This is a genomic window from Arthrobacter sp. UNC362MFTsu5.1, assembly GCF_000685965.1.
GTDB lineage: Bacteria > Actinomycetota > Actinomycetes > Actinomycetales > Micrococcaceae > Arthrobacter.
The window spans coordinates 1-17,147 of record NZ_JMLE01000021.1 but is presented as its reverse complement, the minus strand read 5'-3'; the positions used below and the strand labels follow the sequence as shown (position 1 = coordinate 17,147).

The 17,147-nt window shown below is 65.9% G+C and carries 17 protein-coding genes and 1 pseudogene; 8 read left to right on the top strand and 10 right to left on the bottom strand.

Annotated features, from left to right (window positions below; translation table 11 throughout):
* Window positions 1-2: 2 nt before the first annotated feature.
* Window positions 3-494, bottom strand: a complete 492-nt coding sequence (locus BS38_RS0117565) for a DUF3592 domain-containing protein (RefSeq protein ID WP_028271989.1) — start codon at window positions 492-494, stop codon at window positions 3-5.
* A gap of 24 nt (window positions 495-518) precedes the next feature.
* Window positions 519-1,088, bottom strand: coding sequence for an AAA family ATPase (locus BS38_RS0117560; RefSeq protein WP_051628996.1), 570 nt, complete (start codon window positions 1,086-1,088; stop codon window positions 519-521).
* A gap of 71 nt (window positions 1,089-1,159) precedes the next feature.
* Between BS38_RS0117560 and BS38_RS0117555 the strand changes: the two genes are divergently transcribed.
* Window positions 1,160-2,596, top strand: coding sequence for an HNH endonuclease signature motif containing protein (locus BS38_RS0117555; protein WP_051628995.1), 1,437 nt, complete (start codon window positions 1,160-1,162; stop codon window positions 2,594-2,596).
* Window positions 2,597-2,737: 141 nt separating this feature from the next.
* Here the strand turns inward: BS38_RS0117555 and BS38_RS0117550 are convergent, their stop codons facing one another.
* Complete coding sequence (locus BS38_RS0117550; protein ID WP_028271986.1) at window positions 2,738-3,085, bottom strand: GNAT family N-acetyltransferase; 348 nt, start codon at window positions 3,083-3,085, stop codon at window positions 2,738-2,740.
* A gap of 104 nt (window positions 3,086-3,189) precedes the next feature.
* Here BS38_RS0117550 and BS38_RS0117545 point away from each other — a divergent pair, with 104 nt between their 5' ends.
* Together BS38_RS0117545 and BS38_RS0117540 are read left to right on the top strand one after the other, a co-directional pair.
* Window positions 3,190-3,537 (top strand): DUF6457 domain-containing protein, encoded by a 348-nt coding sequence (locus tag BS38_RS0117545; protein ID WP_028271985.1) that lies wholly within the window; start codon window positions 3,190-3,192, stop codon window positions 3,535-3,537.
* Window positions 3,538-3,602: 65 nt separating this feature from the next.
* A complete protein-coding gene (locus BS38_RS0117540; RefSeq protein ID WP_028271984.1) occupies window positions 3,603-4,799 on the top strand; it encodes a TerC family protein in 1,197 nt (398 codons plus the stop codon).
* Window positions 4,800-4,848: 49 nt separating this feature from the next.
* Here BS38_RS0117540 and BS38_RS0117535 read toward each other — a convergent pair whose 3' ends face one another.
* Window positions 4,849-5,154 (bottom strand): acylphosphatase, encoded by a 306-nt coding sequence (locus tag BS38_RS0117535; protein ID WP_051629004.1) that lies wholly within the window; start codon window positions 5,152-5,154, stop codon window positions 4,849-4,851.
* 1,012 nt (window positions 5,155-6,166) lie between these two features.
* Window positions 6,167-6,691 (bottom strand): hypothetical protein, encoded by a 525-nt coding sequence (locus BS38_RS27675; RefSeq protein WP_231511312.1) that lies wholly within the window; start codon window positions 6,689-6,691, stop codon window positions 6,167-6,169.
* Between BS38_RS27675 and BS38_RS27670 the strand changes: the two genes are divergently transcribed.
* On the top strand, window positions 6,660-7,088 hold the full coding sequence (locus BS38_RS27670; RefSeq protein WP_231511311.1) for a hypothetical protein: 429 nt from the start codon (window positions 6,660-6,662) through the stop codon (window positions 7,086-7,088). The two genes, BS38_RS27675 and BS38_RS27670, sit on opposite strands and share 32 nt — an antisense overlap.
* Window positions 7,089-7,214: 126 nt before the next feature.
* On the opposite strand, the gene BS38_RS0117525 is transcribed toward BS38_RS27670, so the two are convergent.
* Window positions 7,215-7,943 (bottom strand): hypothetical protein, encoded by a 729-nt coding sequence (locus tag BS38_RS0117525; RefSeq protein WP_051628994.1) that lies wholly within the window; start codon window positions 7,941-7,943, stop codon window positions 7,215-7,217.
* Window positions 7,944-8,104: 161 nt separating this feature from the next.
* On the opposite strand from BS38_RS0117525, the gene BS38_RS0117520 reads away from it, so the two are divergent.
* The 3 genes from BS38_RS0117520 to BS38_RS27185 all read left to right on the top strand — a co-directional run bounded on the left by BS38_RS0117520 (window position 8,105) and on the right by BS38_RS27185 (window position 11,672).
* Window positions 8,105-9,367 carry a mechanosensitive ion channel family protein gene (locus BS38_RS0117520; RefSeq protein ID WP_028271980.1) on the top strand — a complete coding sequence of 421 codons (1,263 nt, stop codon included), beginning with the start codon at window positions 8,105-8,107 and terminating at the stop codon, window positions 9,365-9,367.
* 88 nt (window positions 9,368-9,455) lie between these two features.
* Window positions 9,456-11,396: an alpha-glucosidase gene (locus BS38_RS0117515; protein ID WP_231511310.1), complete on the top strand. Its 1,941-nt coding sequence runs from the start codon at window positions 9,456-9,458 to the stop codon at window positions 11,394-11,396.
* 45 nt (window positions 11,397-11,441) lie between these two features.
* Window positions 11,442-11,672, top strand: a complete 231-nt coding sequence (locus BS38_RS27185; RefSeq protein ID WP_156037167.1) for a hypothetical protein — start codon at window positions 11,442-11,444, stop codon at window positions 11,670-11,672.
* A gap of 55 nt (window positions 11,673-11,727) precedes the next feature.
* On the opposite strand, the gene BS38_RS0117510 is transcribed toward BS38_RS27185, so the two are convergent.
* The 4 genes from BS38_RS0117510 to BS38_RS0117495 form a co-directional block, all read right to left on the bottom strand.
* On the bottom strand, window positions 11,728-12,522 hold the full coding sequence (locus BS38_RS0117510; protein WP_028271978.1) for an alpha/beta fold hydrolase: 795 nt from the start codon (window positions 12,520-12,522) through the stop codon (window positions 11,728-11,730).
* Between the two features lie 93 nt (window positions 12,523-12,615).
* Window positions 12,616-13,509, bottom strand: coding sequence for a pullulanase X25 domain-containing protein (locus tag BS38_RS0117505; RefSeq protein WP_028271977.1), 894 nt, complete (start codon window positions 13,507-13,509; stop codon window positions 12,616-12,618).
* Between the two features lie 194 nt (window positions 13,510-13,703).
* Window positions 13,704-14,087, bottom strand: coding sequence for a hypothetical protein (locus tag BS38_RS0117500; RefSeq protein ID WP_028271976.1), 384 nt, complete (start codon window positions 14,085-14,087; stop codon window positions 13,704-13,706).
* 27 nt (window positions 14,088-14,114) lie between these two features.
* Window positions 14,115-16,424, bottom strand: coding sequence for an FdhF/YdeP family oxidoreductase (locus BS38_RS0117495; protein WP_028271975.1), 2,310 nt, complete (start codon window positions 16,422-16,424; stop codon window positions 14,115-14,117).
* Window positions 16,425-16,612: 188 nt separating this feature from the next.
* Between BS38_RS0117495 and BS38_RS25540 the strand changes: the two are divergent.
* Window positions 16,613-17,147: pseudogene (locus BS38_RS25540) on the top strand (hypothetical protein); the annotation flags it as partial.

Here is a 17,147-nt window from a genome sequence, read left to right as displayed (position 1 = left end):
CGCTAGTCCGTGCGCTTCCTGCGGTCCTTCCTCTTGCCCAGCAGCTTACTGATCAACACGAAGACGCCGATTCCCCCGAAAAGGGCAGTCAGGAGGACGCCCATCCCCCGCAAAGATACGCCGTCGCTTTCATACCCGAGGACCGTTGCGTTGCCTGGATCTGATTCCTGGTACGCCACTGTGACTTCCTCGCCCACCACCGGGTGCTGGTCATGGTCCACGGCGGCCGAGGTGTAGTAAACGAATCCGTCGGCGGACTGGTACTCGACTCTGATGTCGCGGGCGGAGGCTTTCCTTACGTCGTCAAAATCAACAATCAACCCCACCGTCCGTTCCCCGCTCCGCGCAAGCTCGTCGTCGGCATCCACGAGGAGCGTGCCGACGACGATAAGCACCGGCCCGAGGCAGAGAACCAGAGCTGTGATGGCGAGGCTCACCCACGCCCCCGGCGACATTTTTGGTTTGCGGTTCACTGTTGCGTTCGGCGAGATCACGGTCCCATTCTGCCCGAGGACCGGTCAACCGGTGACGGCAGGCATCAGCGATCCGCCGAGCCATTGTTCGACTTCGCGCTGGGACCTCAGCCTGACGACGACGACATGCGGGTATTCGGCGACGAACTGCGGCATCACCCCGGAGTACTTTCGCCGCGTCCGAATAGCCCACCGGACGATGTGGTCCCTATCTGTGAAGAAGGACAGGAGCGGCGCTTCAATGTTGCCGTTCCAGAGTTCTTCGCGGCGCCACCGACGGCGGACAGTTCGCCGGAGGACACGGGGAAGGGTCACGCGAAGGAACGGAAGGTCGAGCCAAACGAGGAGGTCCGCCTTGTCAGCCAGCAGTGGCCGCGCGGCATCGTACATCCACTCGGTGGTCCACGAATCGGTGCCCACCAGCCTGTGCACGTCGGCAATGAATTCCCCTCGGGGCGTCCAGTCCGGCCCATGGAAGAGAGCGTCAATCTCCGTGTGCTTGCCGCCCGTGATAGCCGCGATCCGCGCAGCCAAGGTGGTTTTGCCTGCGCCCGATACTCCTGCCACCAGGACCCGCCTCGGCCGGTGCGGAAGGGGCTCATCGTGGGAATGCATAGGTCGAGCGTAGCGGGCAGTGCGACTAGCCGGCAGTGTTAAATGTCGGACCCTCCCGCCAAACTGTAAATATGGAAAACAACGCAGTGGTCACGGCATTGAACGCCGTCGCGGCGTCCGTTGCCGAGCTGCATCGCGTGTGGGATGGTTCGCGGCTCGCCAGCGGGACCGGCTCGGACCATCTGCGGCAACTGGCTGACGTCTGCCTGGACGGCCTTAGCGAGGTGGCCCACATCGAGGCCCGCACCGCAGCCGTCAAGGTCAGGCTGACGGAAACCTTTGCGGAGGCGACGAAAGCCATGGCATCCCCGTCGGCGTCGCCCCAGGAGCGGTGCTCCGCGGCGATGGGTGTGGTCGCCGAGCTAGCTTGCGTCCTGACCGTCAGCGAAAGAACCGCTGAAGCTTTCCTCCAGGAGACCCGGCAGCTCACCACGGCACTTCCGCTGACTCTTTCTGCCCTTCAGGCCGGGACCATCTCCTGGCAGCACGCCCGGATCCTGGTGGACGAAACCACCGGCATCGACACGGCGGCGGCTGCCGCTCTGGAAGCGCACTTCCTGGACCCGGACGCCGTTAACGCTGCGCGGGGCTGTCCGGCTGGAGATCTGGTGCCGTCCCGCTTCCGCACCAAAGCACGAACATGGCGGGAGCGCCACCACCCCGTCAGCATCGAACGACGCCATCAGGCCAGCGTTGAGGACCGGCGGCTGGAATACACTCCGGACCGCGACGGCATGGCGTGGCTTTCCGCCTACCTGCCTGCCGACACCGCCGCTTCCATCTGGCAACGCGCCACTGCCGCAGCCAGGACCCTACAAGGGCCGGCGGAGCCGCGGAACCTTGCCCAGCTCCGGGCAGACACCGCCGCAGAATGGCTGGTCGCCGGTGTCGCTGAGGGTGTCCCGTCGCCGAAGGCGCAAGTACTGGTCACGGTGCCGGTGTTTTCCCTGCTGGGTGCCACCGAAGAACCAGCCCACCTGGATGGGTACGGACCCATCCCGCCCAGCATGGCTCGCCAATTGGTCGCAAACGGCGCCACGTCCTTCCACCGCGTGCTGACTGACCCTGGCACCGGTGCACCGCTGGAGATCGGACGCTCCAGTTACCGCATCCCGGTGGCCATGCTCCAGTGGCTCCGCCTCCGGGATGGCAAATGCCCGTTCCCTGGCTGCAACAACCAATCCCTCGACAACGAGGCGGATCACGTCACGCCCTGGCACAAGGGCGGCGTTACAGGCGTCTCCAACCTCAACCAGCCCTGCCGGAGGCATCACCGGCTCAGGCACACCACCGGCTGGAAACCTGTCGGCGCGGGCACCGACGCACCGCCGGGCTGGGTGGCACCCTCGGGTCGCCGCTACCTCAGCGAAGGGTACGACTGGGAACCGCCGTGGATGCCCGGTGCCTTCGACCCAGACGCGCCTCCGGACATTCCCTTCGATCCAGATCCACCCGCGGGCTTGCCCGTTGACCCGTTGCCGGACTGGGAGAAGTGGATCGCAGCCTAACCGGGCAGCCCGACCACGCCAGCGCGTGGCGCCACGCGAAACCCATGGCCGTCGCGCTGCCTTGGCTACGCCCGCCGCGCCTGCGACGGCCCTCGCTACGCCCGCCGCCGCCGCGCTACCCTCAAGCCCGCCGCGCTACCCTCAAGCCCGCGCGGCCAGCGCCCCGCTGAGGAAATCGAGGTGGGCCGGTGTGGTGGCGGTAGTGCTCGCGGCGTACTCGGGATGTTTGGTGAGGAACTTCTTGATGTAGGGGCACACTGGGACGATGCGCAGCCCGGCGGCCACGGTTTCATCCAGTGCCGCGGTGGCGAGCTTGCCTGCCAGCCCCTGGCCGCCGTACTCCTCGTTTATCACGGTGTGGTAGAAAATCCGCTGCGGCGAGTCGCCGGCGTCGTATTCTTTGTACGCCGCCTTGCCGATCACGGTGCCTGCGACCAGCACTTCAAAGCGCTCACGGTCCGGGTTCTGGCGGATGGTCACATCACTCATCGGGAATCTCCTTGATAGCAGCTCTCGCTACAGCCTAACCTCGAGGCATCTGCCGTTATTTCCCGACCACACATCTGACCGTACTCGTGACCTAGGAGCGACCCATGACCGCCAACGACAACGAAAACCAGATCCTGGACCAATGGAGCCACCGGCTGGCACAGGCCCTGCAGCTGTTGGACCTCGATTTTGACCGCGAACTCATCCTGGACCTGGCCGGAGAGTCGGCGCGGTCCGTCACCCACGCCGCGGCACCAATCACCGCCCTGATGGTGGGCTACGCGGCGGGACTCGCGGCCGGCACCACCGCAGGCACGGCCACCGGCAGCGCCGGTTCCAAGCAGTCGTCAGCGGCGGCGGTCGCGCAGGCCGCCGACGTCGCCTTCCGGCTTTGTCAGGACGGAGCCGACGGCGGCCCGTCCAGCAAAGGCTGGGCAGACACCGCCCAGTAGCAGGCAGCCAGTAACCCTCGCCCGGTAGGGTTGACTCAACCCCAACCGACCGGAAGGCACGCAGCATGCAGGTCCCCCTTTACGTATGGATACTGACCGTCGTCGGCATCGTGGGCCTGCTGGCCTTCGACTTCTTCTTCCACGTCCGCAAGGCGCACTCCCCCAAGCTCAGGGAGTCGGCCACGTGGTCAGCGATCTACGTGGGCATCGCCTTGGTCTTCGGCATCGGCGTCCTGATCTTCGGCGGCCCCACCATGGGCACGGAGTACTTCGCCGGTTATGTCACCGAAAAGGCCCTGTCCGTGGACAACCTTTTCGTGTTCCTGATCATCATGGCCAGCTTCAAAGTCCCCCGTGCGGACCAGCAGAAGGTGCTGCTGTTCGGCATCGTCTTCTCCCTGATCGCCCGCACCGGCTTCATTTTCCTCGGCGCCGCCCTGATCAACAGCTTCGCCTGGGTGTTCTACATCTTCGGCCTCATCCTGCTGATCACCGCCGGCAACCTGCTCAGGCCGGATTCGCACGACGACGACTCCGAGGGGTTGGTGGTCCGGCTTGCCAGGAAGTTCCTCCCCGCGTCACAGCACTACGACGGCGACAAACTCTTCACCGTGGAAAACGGCAAACGCGTCCTGACCCCCATGCTGCTGGTGATGGTGGCCATCGGCGGAACGGACATCCTGTTCGCGCTGGACTCCATCCCCGCCATCTTCGGCCTGACCCAGAACGTGTTCGTCGTATTCACGGCCACTGCATTCTCCCTGATGGGCCTGCGGCAGCTGTTCTTCCTCATCGACGAACTGCTGGACCGCCTCATCTACCTCTCCTACGGCCTGGCCGCGATCCTCGGCTTCATCGGCGTCAAGCTCATCCTCCACGCGCTGCACGAAAACAACCTGTCGTTCATCAACGGCGGCGAACACGTGACCGTCATCGAGATCAGCACCGGCCTCTCGCTGACCGTGATCATCGGCGTCCTCGTAGTCACCGTCCTTGCCTCGATCTACAGCCCCAAGGGCAAGGCCAAGAACATGGTTTCCGGCGCCAAGCGGCACGCCACCGAATACGTGGACCTGAACTACGAGACGGGCATTGCCGAGCGCGAGGAAATCTTCAACAAGATGCTCCGCGAGGAACAGGAACTCAGGAAGCTCCCGGAGAAATACAAGCGGCTCATCCGCGACGAAACGGAGTTTATGGATCTGCTCAAGCAGGCCCACGCCGAGCACGACGCCGCCCTGCAGCGGGAGAACCGCTCGTAGGAGTGGCGGCGCCTAGGAGTGACGCGCCTGGGAGTGACCTTGTCCCGGCTCAGTACACCACGTCGAAATTGCTGAACTCGCCCGTCGCGGGCGACACGGACTCCTCCACGTGGTCCACGCGCCCCGGCGCGTCGCTGGACCTCAGCCAGCGCCGGAACTCCAGGACCATCGCCTGCGGCCCTTCGACGACGACGGCGACAGTACCGTCGACGTCGTTCCGCACCGTTCCGGTCAGCGAGAGCTCCTCAGCCTTCCGCACGGTCCAGTACCGGAAGCCGACCGCCTGGACGACGCCCTCGACGCGGGCCTGCAGGCGGACGTCCGGCCCCAGGTCCTGATCTGCTGCGTGAGCCATGCTTCCAATGTAGCGTCGCGGCGGGGTGTTCCGCTCCCCACCCGGCGGGTCCGCCGGCTTCGTGTTCGCGGCATGCTTGGCCTTGCCGTGCTTGGACCGCGACCACACCAGCATGGTGCCGATGGCAGCGACGAGAACCGGGATGGTCACGCCCAGCGGCTGCGCCCAGTCCTTCACGAGTGAACTCAGCACATAGCCCAGTTCAATCTCCACCTGGATGTCCTCCCGGAACGTCTCCAGGCTCAGGTCCGGCCCGTCCTCTGCAGTGGCAAACAGCTGCAGGGTCATGGTTTTCCGCCCCGGATCCTTGGGCGTGATCCACCAGCGCCACTCCGCAACGCCCTGTTCCGGGACCAGCATCTCACCGCCCGGATTTCCGGCCCGCTCAATGGTCATGTCCGGGCCGGACAGGTCAGCGCGCATCTCTTCGCACACAATCGGCTCGCGGGTCTGCACCGGGTTGGGTCCGGGGATGTTCTTCTCATGGCCCGCGCCGGGATCGCCCAGGGTGACGTGCAGGACGAACTCCCTGGTCTCCCCCTGCCGCATCGGCGACGGCGGCCTGAAGGTCAGCTCGCCCCGGACACAGGTCTCCAGGATCTCCTTGGCCCGCCGGGCAAGTTCGAAGACAGTGGAGGTGGGACGCGACGATGCTGGCGGGCGCACTGTCGGGACCGGGCCGGCGCCGGGCTTGCTTTCGGCAGGGCCGCCGGGAGGGCCGCTCTCACCGGGGAGGGGCGGGGTTGCCGTGGGCAGCCCGGTGCTTGCCGTGGATGTTGGTTCCGTGTTCGGCACCGGCGTGCAGCCGCCCAGGCCCAGCGCAACAAAAAGCGCCGCACAGACCGCCACGCACACGGCCGCCAGGGCGGATGCCATTGCCTTCGCACCGCTCGCGAGCCGCTGCTTCCCCAGTGCGTACATCAGAATCCCGACTACTGATCGGACCGTGTCCTGATTCGAGTCTGCGCGGCCCCACGGGGCCAGTCAAGGAGCCCGCGCAGGCCGCCGGATGCTACTTCGCGGGCCGCAGCGAGGTGATCATCCGCCGGATATTCCGGTACTCCCCCGTCTCCGCGTACAGCTTCGCCTTCTCCCAGTACGGGAGCGACGGATCGCCGGGCGTGGTGTTGTTTGCCGGGTCGTAGCCGGCCCCGAACATGGCCCCGCTGGGCGGCCACCGGAACAGCAGGAAAATGGGACAGGCCAACGTCCCGATCTCCTCCGGAACCATCGTGATGCCGTAGGCCGCGAAGGTCTCGGGGGTCCGAGCGGGCGCCTGTGCGTCTCCGCGGATCTCGAACATAAAGCGGGGTGCGTTCCCGTCCGCCACGCCCTTCTCGGCCAGGGCTGTCATGGGCTCGGAATCCAGCACCGCAAACGGGTACTGCTGCACGCACTCCGATCCGGTCACGATCCTGGTCTCCAGCACAGCCATCGGCTTCCCTGCCGCGTTCAGGACGTCCACGTGTTCTCCGCCCAGCGGCGATTTTCCGGCCGGATCCTTGATGGTCCAGTCACCTGGGTGGTCGAACGTCAAGCCACCGTCCGACGTCGTGAACGTCTTCCAGCCGGACGGGGTGGGGGACGGCAACAGGCTCGGGGACGTGCTCGACGGCGCCGGTTCAGGCGGCGGGGCGCCCGCCGTCGCGCTTGGCGGCACGGCTGTCCCGCTCGCGGAACCGGTAGCGGTACCGCTTACAGTCCCGTTCGCCGTCGCGCCCGACGTTCCGCCCGCTGAAGTGGCAGGTGCCGTGGCCGTCGCGGATCCAGGGTCCGGCGGGGCGGGTGGCGGCCCGCAGGCTGCCACGAGCACTGCGAGGCAGGCGCTTGCAGCAACTGCTGCTCCCGAACGTGCTGTTCCGGGACGTGCCGGTCCGGACGATCGAAAGCCGGGCCTCATTGATCGGCGCATGCAATCCTCCTCATCCAGCTGAGGAACTCATTGTGGCCCCGCCCGCAGGCGACTCGCCCGGGGCGGGGGCAATTTGCCGCCAAAACGTTGCGCACCGCGGGTTGCCCCGCAGTGCGCAACGGCCGCTTCCTGGTTTGGCCCTGTCCGCCTAGGCGGGCCGCAGGGAAGTGATCATCTTCTTGATGTTCTTGTACTCCTGGGTACCCATGTACACCTCGGGGGTGTCCACGTGCATCTCATTGCCGGGGGTGGTGTCGAACGGATCGTAGACGCCACCGAACATCGCACCGCTGGGCGGCCAGGTGAAGAAGTGGAAGATGGGGCACGCTTCCGTTCCGGTGGGTTCGGGCGCCGTGGTGATGCCGTACGCGAACAGGGTCATGAGCTTGGGGTCCGTGGCGGTGGTGTCCGTCCTCGTCTCGAAGGTGTACCGGGGCACGCTGCCGCTCTGCTCCAGTGCCGGCAGGGGCACTGATTCATACACACCGAACGGCTGTTTGACGGTGCATTCGGAACCGGTGACCATGTTGGTCCGGAGGTCCGCCAGGTTCTTGCCGTTGGCGTTGGTGATGTTCAGAAACACCCCGCCGGGGGCCGCGTCGCCGGCCTTCTCGGTGATCTTCCAGTCTTCCGGATAATCGAAGGCCAGGCCGTCCGCGGTCGTGTAGGACTTCCACCCTGCTTCGGGTGTGGAGGAAGCCGACGGTGAGGCGGTGGCGGTGGTCGACGTGGTGGCGGTGGTCGAAGCTGTCGGGGTGGCGGTGGCTGCCGGAGACGTCGTCGACGGTGACGAGGCGGGCGGGCCGCAGGCAACCAGCAGAAAAGCGAGGCATAGGGCCCCCGAGACGGCGATGGCCGAGGGTGCTGAGCGGTGCATCTGTTCTCCTGAATCTCATGAGACCGCGAATAATTCCTCAATTCTGGACTGCGGAGGGCCTCAGCCCTAGCAATAAATCCAATCGATGTCCAAATGTTATCGCCACGCCCGAGCCCCTCCCGGATTTAGGCTCTTCCCTGAAGCTTGATAGAGCTTAACCAATGCAAGAATTCCTCACCCCGGCAATGCCCTTCCTGGCCATGACGCTCGCCGTGGCGGCTGGACTGGTCCTCTCCTGGCTGATCCGAAAGACCGTCCTCCGGCTCAACCGGCGCCGTCCGGAGTTGCAGTCCACCTCCCGGGTGGCCCGGCTCCCCCTCCGCCTGGCCCTCTGCCTGATCGGCGTCCGGATCGCCCTGGCGCTGACGACGGACGACGGCGGGTGGCGGTCCGCCGTCGACCACCTCCTCCTGATTGCCCTCATGGGCTCCCTTGCCTGGCTCGCCGTGGCCGTGCTGCTGATCGTTGAGGCCCTGGTCCTCAGCCGCTACAGCGTGGACGTGGCCGACAACCGCCGGGCACGCCGCCTGCGGACCCAGATGATCCTGGCCCGACGGATCGCCGTTGCGCTCATCGTGGTGCTGGCGGTTGGCAGCGTCATGCTGACCTTCCCCGCGATCCAGGCACTCGGCGCGGGACTGCTGGCCTCTGCCGGCGTGATCTCCATCGTGGCCGGACTCGCCGCGCAGACCTCCCTGGTGAACGTGTTCGCCGGCATGCAGCTCGCCTTCACTGACGCGATCCGGGTGGACGATGTTGTGGTGGTCCAGAAGGAGTGGGGACGGATCGAGGAGATCACCCTGACCTACGTGGTGGTCCACATCTGGGACGACCGCAGGCTCATCCTGCCCTCCACCTACTTCACCACCACACCGTTCGAGAACTGGACCCGCCGGCAGTCCGAGGTGATGGGCACCGTGGAGTTCGATCTCGACTGGCGAGCACCCATCGAGGACATGCGCGCCGAACTGCGGACCGTGCTGGACGGAACGGCACTGTGGGACGAGCGCGTGGGTATCCTGCAGATCACCGATGCCACCGGCGGCTACGTCCGGGTGCGGATCCTGGTGAGCGCCGCGGACAGCGCCGCCCTTTTCGACCTGCGCTGCCTCATCCGCGAGGCCATGGTCACCTTCCTGCAGCAAGGCCACCCGGAGTCGCTGCCGCACATGCGCTGGGAACCCGTGCAGCCTGCGCCCTCCCGGGCGATGCCCCGACAGCCCGCAGTCGAGTCCAGCGAGTCAGTCGAGTCCAGCGAGACTGTCGAGTCCGGGCGGCCGGTGCACGCGCGCCAGCAGTCGGATCCGCAGGACTCCCAGCTCTTTACCGGCTCGGTCGAAGCGATCGAGCGGTCCCGCGCGTTCACCGGCCCGGGCGAAGAGGTCTTCGAGGACCGCGACAAGACCCTCTCCGCACGGAGCTAGGGGCCCCTTTCCTGCCCGGCGGATCTGAACAATAATCAAACCGAGCCCCATCATCAGACCAGCCGCAAGCAACTGAGGAGACCAGGCCATGACCACCCACGCGGACCCCGCAACGGAACCCCCTGTCAGCGAGGCGCCGGACAACGACGACGAGGTGACCACGGATCCCGGATGGTTCCACAAAGCGGTGGTCTACCAGATCTATCCGCGCAGCTTCGCGGACTCCGACGGTGACGGCATCGGCGACCTCCCCGGCATCATCAGCAAGCTGGACTACCTGCAGAAGCTGGGGGTCGACGTCGTCTGGCTCTCCCCCATCTACACCTCACCGCAGGACGACAACGGCTACGACATCAGCAACTACCGCGACGTTGACCCCATTTTCGGCACCCTGGCTGACCTGCAGGAACTGACTGACGGGCTGCACTCGCGGGGCATGAAACTGGTGATGGACCTGGTGGTCAACCACACCTCGGACGAGCACCCGTGGTTCGTGGAATCACGTTCCGCCAAGGACAACCCCAAACGCGACTGGTACTGGTGGCGGCCGCCGCGGGAGACGTCGGAAGGCGGCGGTGGAACGGCCGGTACAGCGGGTACAGCCGCCACAGCGCCCGCAACCGGCGCGGAACCGAACAACTGGGGTTCGGCATTCTCCGGCCCGGCCTGGGAATTCGACCAGGCCACCGGCGAGTACTACCTCCACTTGTTCTCCCGGAAGCAGCCGGACCTCAACTGGGAAAACCCCGAGGTCCGCGCCGCCGTCTACGAGATGATGAACTGGTGGCTGGACCGCGGCGTGGACGGCTTCCGGATGGACGTCATCAACTTCATCTCCAAGGACACCGCGCTGCCGGACGGGCCGCGGGCGGACGGCCTGCTGTTTGGCGACGGCAGCCCGCACTTCATGTCCGGTCCGCGGATCCACGAGTTCCTGCACGAGATGCACCTGGAGGTTTTCGCCGGCCGGGACAAGCCGCTGCTGACCGTGGGCGAAATGCCCGGCGTCACTGTGGAAGATGCTGTCCTGTTCACGGACCCTGCCCGGCGCGAGGTGGACATGGTGTTCCAGTTTGAGCACGTCGCGCTGGACCAGGAGGACGGCAACAAGTGGCGGCCCAAGAAGCTGCGGCTGACGGACCTGAAAAAGTCCCTGGGCCGCTGGCAGGCAGCCCTGGCCGAGCGCGGCTGGAACAGCCTCTACTGGGGCAACCACGACCAGGCCCGCGCCGTGTCCCGCTTCGGCGACGACGGGCAGTACCGCGAGCTCTCCGCCAAGATGCTGGCCGGCATCCTGCACCTGCACCGCGGTACGCCGTACGTCTACCAGGGCGAGGAACTGGGCATGACGAACATGAGCTTCGGCGCCATCAGCGACTACCGCGACATCGAGGTGCTCAACCACCACCGCGAAGCCACCACCCATCTGGGCCACACTGACGCTGAGGTCCTCGCCGCGCTGGCACCGCTGAACCGGGACAACGCCCGCACCCCGGTGCAGTGGGACGCCACCCGGCATGGCGGGTTCACCACGGGAGCGCCATGGATAGCCGTCAACCCCAACACCAGCCACATCAACGCCGCGGAGCAGGAAGACAACCCGGACTCCGTCTTCAGCTTCTACCGCGAGGTCATCGCCCTGCGTCACGCCGAGCCCGTGGTGGCGGAGGGCGACTTCACCATGCTGCTTCCGGACGACGAGCACGTGTACGCCTTCCGGCGGACACTGCCGGGAACCGGGCCGGCTGCCGATGCCGCTGAGGATGCGGCTGCTGCCGCGGCTCCCGGCGTCCAGTTGCTGGTGCTGGGCAACTTCTCGGGTGAAGACCGGACAGTGGAGCTCGACGGCGGCGGCTGGGGCGATACCGAAGCCGGCGCGGATGAGCCCGAGCTGGGCCACTACCCGGCCGAGCTGGTCCTCGGTAACTACCCATCCGGCAGCGCCGGGAAGCACAGTGCCGGGACGCATGCTGCGATTACGCTGCGCCCCTGGGAGCTGAAGGTCTTCCGCCGGCAACACAACAACTGAATTTCACCCCCAAGGCCGTTACACCAGCGAAGCAAGGAGAGCATCATGACTATTCCACCGCTGCCGGAGCCGGATCCGTTCCCGCCGGAGCCTGGCCCCACGGGACCGCCGGATCCGGACAACCCGTTCCCGCCCAGCAGGCCGGACCCCACGGAGCCGCGCCCGCCGCATCCCGGCCCGGAACCGACACCGGCGCCCGGTCCGCTCCCCATCCCGGACCCGGGCCCCATGCCGCCGGGGCCGCCGTCGCCGAATCCCGACCCCACGCGGTTCTAGGATTTCGCTCGCCAACCGCTCATGCAGGGGGGTCTGTTCAGTCGCCCGTGTGCGTTCAGTCACCGATGCTGTGCAGGAACCGGCGGACCTCGGTGTTGAACGCCGCCGGCGTTTCAGCAGCGACCATATGCCCGACGTCGGGAATCACCGTGAGCTGTGAACCCGGGATCTGGCGGTGCATGTCGTGCGCCACTGCCAGCGGCGATCGCACGTCGTGTTCGCCGTAAAGCAGCAGTGTGGGGACGCTGATGGTGGGAAGGACGTCACGGTAGTCTGCGTGGCCGCTTGCGCTCAGCATTGCCCGCATTCCGGCGGGATGGAAGTCGGCCATGATGGCGCTGGCTTCTTCGACGACGGCGGGATCCGCCCGCGCGGTGAACAGCGTGGGCAGCCACACGGGGATGAATTGCTCGGGCGGCTGGTCCAGCTCGGCCAGGATCTGCGCGTACCTGCGCTCGACTTCCTCGGGCGGCAACGATCCGGCCCAGCCTGCGTAAGCCGACACCAGCAGCAGGGACGCTGCCATGTGGGGGTGGCCCCGGTACAGTTCCAGGGCGACCCCGGACCCCCAGGACAGCCCCAGGACGTGCGGTTTCCGCGGCGCTACCTCACGGAGGAACCCGGCGAGCACATCGCCCAGTTCCTTACCGGAGAAGTCCGCCGGAGGATCGTCGGACCGGCCGCAGCCCGGGGCATCCCAGGCAATGACAGTGAACTCGTTGGAGAGCCCCTCCAACTGTTGCCGCCAGCTGCGGCTGTCCTCGTAGGCGCCGTGAAGGAGCACCAGCGGAGGGCCTTGGCCCACGCGCTGGTAGCCGATCCGCAGTCCTGAAATGTCAACAGTGTCCACGCCGCACCGCTCCTTAGTGGAGCTGACCCTGATGGGTTGATTCTAAGCCGATCAGGGTCAGCTGCCTACTGGAGGAGGTGCAGCGGCTGGACCTTAGATCAGGCTGATGTCGCGGGTCCGGTGATCGTAGTTGAAGGTGATCCGGCCGCCGGGGTGGTGGAGTTCGTGGTTTGCACCGTCAAACGCTCCGAACGCGCCGTAGTTCTCGTCCCAGGAACGGTTGAGCGCGATCTTGAACGTGTAGTGCCCGGCGGGAAGGTCGGTGGTGAGCTTCCACAGTTGGTCCACTGAATCCAGTGTCATCTGAGATTCGTCGTACTGCGGTGCCCAGTTCGCGGGGGCGCCCAGGAGCACATTGAAGTCGCCCGCGATGGCGACTGCCTCCGGCTGGTCGATCGATTCCACACTGGGAGCCTCTGCAGGCGTTTCTACGCTGGCCTTGGCCGGCTTGGCAGCAGCCTTACGGGTGCGCACAGCCTTCTTCACCGGCTCCACGGCATCTTCAATCAGCTCGGCAGCCTTTTCAACCACCTTGGCAGCCTTGGACGGCGCCTTCTTCTTCGGGGCAGCCTTGGCGGGAGCTTTTGCGGCAGCCTTCGGAGCTGCAGCCTTGGCGGGGAGCTCCGTGGGAACCGGCACGTCAGCGGGGACCGGGGTGCCTTCGGCAAGGGCCGTGGCAAAGGTGTCCGGATCCGGGAATGCGACGGTGGCGCGGAGGCCGTCGTCGGTAATGGTCCAGCCGCTGCGTCCCTTGACGAGCCAGCCTGCCTTCACGAGCTTGCTGGTGGCGGTGGTCAGCGCCTTGTGTCCCCGGGGGATGCCTCCGCTGAGCAGCTCACTTTCCTTCTCGTTCAGCGGTACACGGACCGTGGCCTGGGCCAGGACTGCGCCCGCGCCGAGGGTCTCGCCTGACAGGACGCTTTCCGCGAGGATGTCGAGCACTGATTTGAGTCGAACAGTGGTGGTGTCTGCAATAGCCGTGGGCATATTTGTCCTTTCGAGCAGGTGATCACTCAGCATTTTGCCAGTGAACTGTAAATAGAGGCGACTATGGACGTTAACAACGTGTGTCGTGACCGACTATGACGCCGAATGCAGCACAAGTGATCCTAGAGTCTCAGCTGAGCGGCGGAAACATCAGGACTTTGGGCCTGTTGACAAAGGGCCCGGGCTCGTATTTATCAAGCCGCCACCCGGGCAAAACCTGCGTGGAGGTTGCGGATCATCACGGTGCCGCCCAGCAATTGCGTCTTCGCTTCGAGCTGTTTGACCAGCTCCTCCGTGACCGCGCCGAAGATTTCGATGGTCCGGAGCCGGACGAGGGGCGCAATCGGCGGGAACCGCGGACCGGCCACCTCCAAGTGGAATTCCAGCGACGCCAGGTCCTGGTGGACCTGGAGGACGTTCATGCGGGTGCCGTCGTCCGAAAAGTAGACGTCATAGGCAATGATCCGTGGCTCGTTGGCTTCGACAAAGCGGGCGAGGTCCTCCATGGCGACCTTGAGCTCGCCAAGTTTCCCGGGCCGCACGTCGGAGGTATCGAGGTAAACAAGGAAATCACTCATGCTGTCCTCCTTGCGGGCTGGCCCCGCTCACGCCGGACTCGGCTCCGGGCTCGGCGTCAGGCGCACGATGACGGCTTTGGAAACTGGCGTGTGGCTGCCCTCCGCCACCGTCTCCAACGGCACGAGGACGTTCGCTTCCGGGTAATAGGCCGCGGCGCATCCCCGTGCCGTGGGGTAGGACACCACCCGGAACTTCCTGATTACCCGCTCAGCGCCGTCGTCGTACACGCCGTGGATGTCCACGTATTGCCCGTCGGCCAGTCCCAGTTCGGAGATGTCTTCCGGGCTGACGAATACAACGTCCCGGCCCTTCTTTACCCCGCGGTACCGGTCATTGTGCCCGTAGATGGTGGTATTGAACTGGTCGTGGGAGCGCATGGTCTGCAGGATCAGCGTCCCGGCCGGCCGCTCCACGTACTCCAACTCGTTGACTGTCAGCATCGCCTTCCCCGTGGGGGTGTGGAATGTCCGGGAATCACGCGGCCCGTTGGGCAGCACAAATCCGCCCCAGTCCCGGATCCGCCGGTTGTAGTCCTCGCAGCCGGCCACCACATGGGAGATGTGGTCCCGGATGAGGTCGTAGTTCCGTTCGAAGCCGGCCCAGTCCGCATTGATCCGGCTGTCCACGGTGGCCCGGGCCAGCCGGGTAACGATCGCCACTTCGGACAGCAGCCCGGGGGCCACCGGCTTCACCTTTCCCTCGGAGGCGTGTACGGCGGAGACGGTGTCCTCCACGGACACGAACTGCGGCCCGGATTCCTGGAGGTCGATTTCCGTCCGCCCCAGGGTGGGCAGGATGAGTGCTTCCTCGCCCGTGACCGCGTGCGAACGGTTGAGTTTGGTAGAGATCTGCACCGTCATGTCGGTGTTCGCGACGGCGGCCTCGGCCGCGTGGGTGTCCGAGATGGCCGCCACGAAGTTTCCTCCCATGGCGACGAAAACCTTGATCCCGCCGTCGCGCATTTGGCGGATGGTTTCCACCGCGTCAGCCCCGGGTTCGCGCGGCGGTTCGAAAGTGAACTCCTTGGCGAGGGAATCCAGGAACGCGGGCGGCATCTGCTCCCAGATGCCCATGGTGCGGTCCCCCTGGACGTTGCTGTGGCCGCGGATCGGGGACGCGCCGGCACCGGGTTTGCCGATGTTTCCGCGTAGCAGCAGCAGGTTGATGATCTCCTTGATGGTGGGCACGGCCTTCTTATGCTGCGTGATGCCCATGGCCCAGGTGATGATCACCTTCCCGGCCCGCAGATACCGCTCGGCGAGTTCGTCGATTTCCATGCTGCTCAGGCCGGTGGCGCGAAGCACGGTTGATTCCTGCAGGGACCCCAGGTGCGCCTTGAGTTCGTCCAGGCCCTCGCAGTGTTCCCGGAGGAACTCGTGGTCCAGCACGTTCCCGGGACGTTTGGCCTCGGCGTCGAGCACACGCTTGGACAGGGCCTGCATCAGCGCCATGTCCCCGCCCAGACGGATCTGCAGGTACTGGTCAGCAAGTTCAGTGCCGCGTCCCACGATCCCGTTGATTTTCTGCGGGTTCTTGTAGCGCATGAGCCCGGCTTCCGGCAGCGGGTTGATGGCCACAATCTCGCAGCCGGCTTCCTTGGCGTCCTCGAGGGCGGTGAGCATGCGGGGATGGTTGCTGCCCGGGTTCTGCCCCATGATGATGATCAGGTCCGCCTTGGCGAAGTCGTCGTAGGAGACCGTGGCCTTGCCCACGCCGATGGTCTGGCCCATGGCCCAGCCGGAGGACTCATGGCACATGTTGGAGCAGTCCGGCAGGTTGTTGGTTCCGTAGGCCCGCACGAACAACTGGTACAGGAAGGCGGCCTCGTTCGAGGTCCGGCCGCTGGTGTAGAACGCGGCCTGGTCCGGGCTGTCCAGGCCCTGGAGCTTGCTGCCGATGATGGAAAAGGCCTCGTCCCAGCTGACTGGCCGGTAGTGGTCGTCCCCGGCCGGTTTGTACACAGGTTCGGTGAGCCGGCCCTGCATCCCCAGCCAGTACTCGGACCGCTCCCGCAGTTCGGTGACCGGGTTCGCGGCCCAGAACTCGGACGGCACCACCACCGGCGTCGCCTCCCACGTGACCGCCTTTGCGCCCTGCTCACAGAACTCGAAGGTCTTGCGGTGCCCGGGATCCGGCCAGGCGCAGCTCATGCAGTCGAAGCCGTCTTTCTGGTTCAGCCCCAGCAGTGTCTTACCGGCACGCCCCACGCCCATGTGTTTCAGGGCCGGCTGCATCGAATGGTAGACACCGGGAATGCCGGCTGCCCAGTCCTTGGGCTTCCCGACTTCGAGGTTGTTTTCGTCGGCTTCTTCCACGTGCGGATTCTTGCGCGGCATGCTGCGCCCTCCCTGACTCGGAACCTGCTGATCAGTGCTGCTTTGAACTGATGTCCCACGGGAGGAGCGTCCCCCACGGACAGGACCTTTCCTCAGGATTAGCAGGTATGGCAGGGCCCCGCAAGCATTCAGCCCACGCTCGCCCCGCGTCCCCCGGGGGCTGGTATCAAAATGCGGATGGGCGGAGAATGGGACCCACCCGCCCTGAGCGTCCGGAGCCCGTCATGCCGCGCTTCCGCAACTGGTTCCAGCGCCACCGGCTTCTGTTCTTCTTCGGCCTCTCCTATGCAATCTCCTGGTCCTCCTGGCCCGTGTATGCCATGGGGATGATGCCGCGGATGGAATTCCTGCCGGTCGGTCCGCTGGCTGCCGCTGTCATAGTGATCGGCCTTGCTGAGGGCCGTGCCGGTTACCGTATGTGGGGTCGGCGGCTCATCCGCTGGCGGGTGCACTGGGCCTGGTACGCCGTGGCCCTCCTGTTCCCGGCCCTGCTGGTACTGGTCATTGGCTCCCTCAATATCGTCTTCGGCGCCGCGGCACCGGGGCTGTCCCAGTTGACCTGGTCCGGGCTGCTGATGGTTTTCGGGGTGCGCCTGATCAATCCGATGGACGGGCCGCTGGGCGAAGAACCTGGATTCCGCGGCTACGCCGTCCCGCTGCTCCAGGCCGCCCGGACCCCGCTGCTGTCAGCAACGCTGCTCGGGGTGGCGGTGGCCGTCTGGC

Excerpts from the sequence above, each read along its gene's own strand:
- BS38_RS0117560 (WP_051628996.1), bottom strand. The coding sequence starts at position 1,088 with ATGCATTCCCACGATGAGCCCCTTCCGCACCGGCCGAGGCGGGTCCTG.
- BS38_RS0117555 (WP_051628995.1), top strand. The coding sequence starts at position 1,160 with ATGGAAAACAACGCAGTGGTCACGGCATTGAACGCCGTCGCGGCGTCC.
- BS38_RS0117550 (WP_028271986.1), bottom strand. The coding sequence starts at position 3,085 with ATGAGTGATGTGACCATCCGCCAGAACCCGGACCGTGAGCGCTTTGAA.
- BS38_RS0117545 (WP_028271985.1), top strand. The coding sequence starts at position 3,190 with ATGACCGCCAACGACAACGAAAACCAGATCCTGGACCAATGGAGCCAC.
- BS38_RS0117540 (WP_028271984.1), top strand. The coding sequence starts at position 3,603 with ATGCAGGTCCCCCTTTACGTATGGATACTGACCGTCGTCGGCATCGTG.
- BS38_RS0117535 (WP_051629004.1), bottom strand. The coding sequence starts at position 5,154 with ATGGCTCACGCAGCAGATCAGGACCTGGGGCCGGACGTCCGCCTGCAG.
- BS38_RS27670 (WP_231511311.1), top strand. The coding sequence starts at position 6,660 with ATGGTCCAGTCACCTGGGTGGTCGAACGTCAAGCCACCGTCCGACGTC.
- BS38_RS0117525 (WP_051628994.1), bottom strand. The coding sequence starts at position 7,943 with ATGCACCGCTCAGCACCCTCGGCCATCGCCGTCTCGGGGGCCCTATGC.
- BS38_RS0117520 (WP_028271980.1), top strand. The coding sequence starts at position 8,105 with ATGCAAGAATTCCTCACCCCGGCAATGCCCTTCCTGGCCATGACGCTC.
- BS38_RS0117515 (WP_231511310.1), top strand. The coding sequence starts at position 9,456 with ATGACCACCCACGCGGACCCCGCAACGGAACCCCCTGTCAGCGAGGCG.
- BS38_RS27185 (WP_156037167.1), top strand. The coding sequence starts at position 11,442 with ATGACTATTCCACCGCTGCCGGAGCCGGATCCGTTCCCGCCGGAGCCT.
- BS38_RS0117505 (WP_028271977.1), bottom strand. The coding sequence starts at position 13,509 with ATGCCCACGGCTATTGCAGACACCACCACTGTTCGACTCAAATCAGTG.
- BS38_RS0117500 (WP_028271976.1), bottom strand. The coding sequence starts at position 14,087 with ATGAGTGATTTCCTTGTTTACCTCGATACCTCCGACGTGCGGCCCGGG.
- BS38_RS0117495 (WP_028271975.1), bottom strand. The coding sequence starts at position 16,424 with ATGCCGCGCAAGAATCCGCACGTGGAAGAAGCCGACGAAAACAACCTC.